The following is a 5444-nucleotide window of genomic DNA, read 5'->3' on the forward strand; positions in this document are numbered from 1 at the left end:
ACGGCTCGGTGCCGTCCACCGGTCAGCGGCGCCCTGGCCTCCCACGGGCTGACCCCGCAGTACTCTCGGCGCGATGGGGCTTAGCTTCCGGGTTCGGAACGGGACCGGGCGTGCCCCCCATGCTCTGGCCGCTGACCGGTGGGCGGCGCCCACCGTTACGGTGTCCGGTATCGCATACACGTGCCCTGGGGGCCGCATGGCGCATAGGGGAGGTGACTCGGGGGCATCCTCGTGCCCGGACCGCGCGTGAGCGCTTGTCCCGCGGGCCGCGAGGTGCGGTTCCGGAAGAGCTCGGGCGATTAGTGCGGCTCGGCTGAGGCTGTCGCCAGCCTTGCACCTGCCGTCTATCGACCAGGTAGTCTACCTGGGCCCTTACCGGAAGGAGAACTAATCCCTGGAACGGCTTCCCGCTTAGATGCCTTCAGCGGTTATCCGCGCCGCACGCGGCTACCCGGCCGTGCCGTTGGTCGACAACCGGTTCACCGGAGGTGCGTCCACCCCGGTCCTCTCGTACTGGGGGCAGCCTCCATCGATTCTCCTGCGCCCACGGAGGATAGGGACCGAACTGTCTCACGACGTTCTGAACCCAGCTCGCGTACCGCTTTAAACGGCGAACAGCCGTACCCTTGGGACCTGCTCCAGCCCCAGGATGCGATGAGCCGACATCGAGGTGCCAAACCTTGCCGTCGATGTGGACTCTTGGGCAAGATCAGCCTGTTATCCCCGGAGTACCTTTTATCCGTTGAGCGACGGCCCACCCACTCGGGGCCGCCGGATCACTAGAGCCTGCTTTCGCACCTGCTCGGCTTGTGGGCCTCGCAGTCAAGCCCGCTTGTACTCTTGCATTCAAAAGGACGGTTGCCGACCGTCCCGAGCGGACCTTCGCGCGCCTCCGTTACCCTTTAGGAGGCGACCGCCCCAGTCAAACTGCCCGCCTGGCACGGTCCCCGAGCCGGTTGACGGCCTCGGGTTAGGACGCCGGTCGCGCGAGGGCAGTATTCCAAGGGCGGCTCCCCGGGGGCTGGCGCCTCCGGATCGATGCCTCCTGCCTATCCTCTACACGCGGGACCAGCGGCCAATGCCAAGCTGCAGTGAAGGTTCACGGGGTCTTTCCGTCCTTCCGCGGGTAAGTCGCATCTTCACGACCAGTGCAATTTCACCGGGTCCATGGTCGAGACAGCGCCCAAGTCGTTGCGCCTTTCGTGCAGGTCGGAACTTACCCGACAAGGAATTTCGCTACCTTAGGACCGTTATAGTTACGGCCGCCGTTTACCGGGGCTTGGCTTCGGGGCTTCGCGCGATGCGCTAACTCCTCCGCGTGACCTTCCGGCACCGGGCAGGCGTCAGACCCTATACGTCGCCTTGCGGCTTCTGCAGAGTCCTGTGTTTTTGGTAAACAGTCGCTTGGGCCTCTCCACTGCGGCCCGCCTCCGCTCCCGGAGCAAGTCCGTTCACGTACGCGCGGGCACCCCTTCTCCCGAAGTTACGGGGCCATTGTGCCGAGTTCCTTGACCATGGTTGACCCGATCGCCTCGGTATGTTCTACCCACCCACCTGTGTCGGTTTGCGGTACGGGCGCGCACGCGCCTGCCTAGGGGTTTTTCTAGGGACCTCGGGCTCACTCGCTTCGCTCAGTCGCTTCGTCCGGAGCCTCGCCCTTCTGCGGACCGGATTTCCCTGGTCCGCGGGCCGCGCTCCATCACGGGGACGTCCAGAACCCCGCCGAGCCACCCCCATCCGTCGCCCCGTCGGTCGTAGCGCCGCGTGCGCGGTGCAGGAATGTCTGCCTGCTGCGCGTCGGCTACGCCTACCGGCCTCGCCTTAGCCCCCGACTGACCCTGGGAGGATTAGCCTTGCCCAGGAAACCTCGGGTTCACGGCGGACGAGTTACTCTCTCGTCTCTCGCTACTCATGCCAGCATTCTCACTCCCATGCGCTCCACCGTCGGTCGCCCTCCGGCTTCTCCGCCCATGGGAAGCTCCCCTACCGATTCTGTAAATCAAAATCCCGCCGCTTCGGTGTCCAGCTTAGCCCCGTGTATTGTCGGCGCATGTCCACTCGACCAGTGAGCTGTTACGCACTCTTTGAATGGATGGCTGCTTCTAAGCCAACATCCTGGTTGTCTGGGCGGACGCACATCCTTTGCCACTCGGCTGGAACTTGGGGACCTTAGCGGGCGGTCCGGGCTGTTTCCCTCTCGAGCACACAGCTTAGCCCACATGCTCTGACTGCCGCGCTCTGGGCCGCCGGCATTCGGAGTTCGGTTGGATTCGGTAGGCGGCGAAGCCCCCTCGTCCATCCGGTGCTCTACCTCCGGCGGTGAACGCGCGACGCTAGCCCTAAAGCTATTTCGGGGAGAACGAGATATCTCCGGGTTTGATTGGCCTTTCACCCCTATCCGCAGGTCATCGCCGCCGTTTTCAACCGACGTGCGTTCGGCCCTCCACGGGGTCTTACCCCCGCTTCAGCCTGCCCACGGATAGCTCACCCGGCTTCGCGTCCGCGGCGCGGGACTCAAGTCGCCCTGTTAAGGCTCGCTTTCGCTCCGGCTCCCTTTCGGTTAACCTCGCCCCGCGCCAGCGACTCGCTGGCTCATTCTACAAAAGGCACGCCGTCACAACTAAAAGTTGCTCCGACTGCTCGTGGGCGCACGGTTTCAGGTACTGTTTCACTCCCCTCCCGGGGTGCTTTTCACCTTTCCCTCACGGTACTGGTGCGCTATCGGTCACAGGGTAGTACTCAGGCTTGGATGGTGGTCCACCCAGGTTCGGACCGGGTTTCACGTGCCCGGCCCTACTCAGGGACCGCGTCGCGCCGTCCGGTCTGGGTTCGCGTACGGGGCTGTCACCCGCTGCGGCCGGCCCTCCCATGCCGTTCCGCTCCCCAGCCGGACCTGCGCCCGGGGGCGGCAGCCCCCGGATGCGCGGCCCTGCAACCCCGTCGGCGGAACCCCTGCCGGGTATGCCCGCTCGACGGTTTGGCCATCGGTCCCCTTTCGCTCGCCGCTACTCGGGGAGTCTCGAGATTGATTTCCTCTCCTCCGGGTACTTAGATGTTTCAGTTCCCCGGGTTGTCCTCCCCCCGCCTATGTGTTCAGCGGGGGGATATGCACACTGCTGTGCATGGGTTCGCCCATTCGGAGACCCCCGGGTCGAAGGATGTGTGCTCCTCGCCGGGGATTATCGCAGCTTGCCGCGTCCTTCATCGGCTCCCTGTGCCAAGGCATCCGCCGTGCGCCCGTGGTATCTTGCGGGACCGCATCGGGCCCGCGGGATATCCACGTGTCGCTAATTAATCTAATTAATCGATATCATGAATAGCGCTCGTATGTCGCAATTCGGGTATCTCATACCGCGGCACAGTGTCTTCACTGTGCTCGCGATCAGATGCTCCTCACTCATATATAAGTGAATTCTTCTTGTTTGGATCGGATGAATGATTGCTATCATTCTTACGTTTAATCGCAGAAAAGAATCGAGTCTGGAAGAGGATACTCTTCCATCTCTCTCCTATCGCTATGCGGCTCTCAAGGTACGCGGGTGCGACCCCGGGGACCGGGTGCTGCGGGGACTTCATCGCGGGCGACATCTACCGGACGGGCTCCTGCCCTCCATTCGAGTTAAAGTGTTTTCTCTCTAGAAGATTTATCTCCCTAGAAAGGAGGTGATCCAGCCGCACCTTCCGGTACGGCTACCTTGTTACGACTTCACCCCCCTCACCCTCCACACCTTCGGCGCCTCCCCCCTCTCGGTTGGGCCGGCGACTTCGGGTGCAGACGACTCGGGTGGTGTGACGGGCGGTGTGTACAAGGCCCGGGAACGCATTCACCGCGGCATGCTGATCCGCGATTACTAGCAACTCCGACTTCATGGGGGCGGGTTGCAGCCCCCAATCCGAACTGGGGCCGGCTTTCCGGGATCCGCTCCCCCTCGCGGGGTGGCATCCCTCTGTACCGGCCATTGTAGCACGTGTGCAGCCCAGGGCATAAGGGGCATGATGACTTGACGTCGTCCCCGCCCTCCTCCGCCTTGACGGCGGCGGTCCCGCGTGGGTTCCCGGCATCACCCGATGGCAACACGCGGCGGGGGTTGCGCTCGTTGCGGGACTTAACCCAACATCTCACGACACGAGCTGACGACAGCCATGCACCACCTGTATGGGCTCCTCTCGGCCACGGGGTCTCCCCCGCTTCACCCATATGTCAAGCCCTGGTAAGGTTCTTCGCGTTGCTTCGAATTAAGCCACATGCTCCGCTGCTTGTGCGGGCCCCCGTCAATTCCTTTGAGTTTTAGCCTTGCGGCCGTACTCCCCAGGCGGGACGCTTAATGCGTTGGCTGCGGCACGGGGGGATCGTCCCCCCACACCTAGCGTCCATCGTTTACGGCTGGGACTACCAGGGTATCTAATCCTGTTCGCTCCCCCAGCTTTCGCGCCTCAGCGTCGGTCTCGGCCCAGAGGGCCGCCTTCGCCACCGGTGTTCCACCCGATATCTGCGCATTCCACCGCTACACCGGGTGTTCCACCCTCCCCTACCGGACCCAAGCCGCGGAGGTTCCGGGGGCTTCGGGGGGTTGAGCCCCCCGCTTCGACCCCCGGCCTGCCGGGCCGCCTACGCGCGCTTTACGCCCAATGAATCCGGATAACGCTCGCCCCCTACGTATTACCGCGGCTGCTGGCACGTAGTTAGCCGGGGCTTCTTCTGCAGGTACAGTCTTGACTCTTCCCTGCTGAAAGCGGTTTACGACCCGAAGGCCTCCGTCCCGCACGCGGCGTCGCTGCGTCAGGGTTCCCCCCATTGCGCAAGATTCCCCACTGCTGCCTCCCGTAGGAGTCTGGGCCGTGTCTCAGTCCCAATCTGGCCGGTCGGTCTCTCAACCCGGCTACCCGTTGTCGGCACGGTGGGCCGTCACCCCGCCGTCTACCTGATGGGCCGCGGAGCCATCCCCTCCCGTCGGGGCTTTAGCCCGGGCGCCATGCGGCGCCCGGGGGTATCCGGTATTACCCGTCCTTTCGGGCGGCTATCCCGGGGGAGGGGGCAGGTTCTCCACGTGTTACTCAGCCGTTCGCCACTCGCTTCCCTCCGGAGAGGGGTGCCGTTCGACTTGCATGTGTTAGGCGCGCCGCCAGCGTTCATCCTGAGCCAGGATCGAACTCTCCGTCCAAAATATATGGGCTTCGAGCCCGTCCGGTCCTCTCAGTTCATCGCTGATCGGTTCCGTTCGATTCATATGGTTCTAGTATAGGAAAAGGAATTTCTCGGGGCCGCCTCTCGGCGGCCTTGCGAAAAACAAATCCAAGTTAGACCATTTCAAATGGTTCGATGTCTGCCCGGATGCGACACATCTGGTGTGTCCATCCTCGCAGTATCCGGTTCTCAAGGTGCACGCCTGCGCTGGTTCCCGGTTCCACCGGGCCGCGCGGCAAGGAGATATATTGCCAGACCG

Annotated in this window: 3 rRNA genes; all 3 read right to left on the reverse strand. The window is 63.4% G+C overall.

From position 1 onward, the window contains the following. Nucleotides 1–20: 20 nt before the first annotated feature. A 5S ribosomal RNA gene (gene rrf / locus LK493_RS09935) occupies nucleotides 21–136 on the reverse strand. A gap of 143 nt (nucleotides 137–279) precedes the next feature. Further along, nucleotides 280–3253 (reverse strand): 23S ribosomal RNA (locus tag LK493_RS09940). Nucleotides 3254–3656: 403 nt separating this feature from the next. Then, a 16S ribosomal RNA gene (locus LK493_RS09945) occupies nucleotides 3657–5162 on the reverse strand. The 16S, 23S and 5S rRNA genes sit together here, the layout of an rRNA operon. Nucleotides 5163–5444: the final 282 nt, after the last annotated feature.

The organism is Collinsella aerofaciens (genome assembly GCF_020709435.1).
Lineage (GTDB): Bacteria > Actinomycetota > Coriobacteriia > Coriobacteriales > Coriobacteriaceae > Collinsella > Collinsella aerofaciens_AU.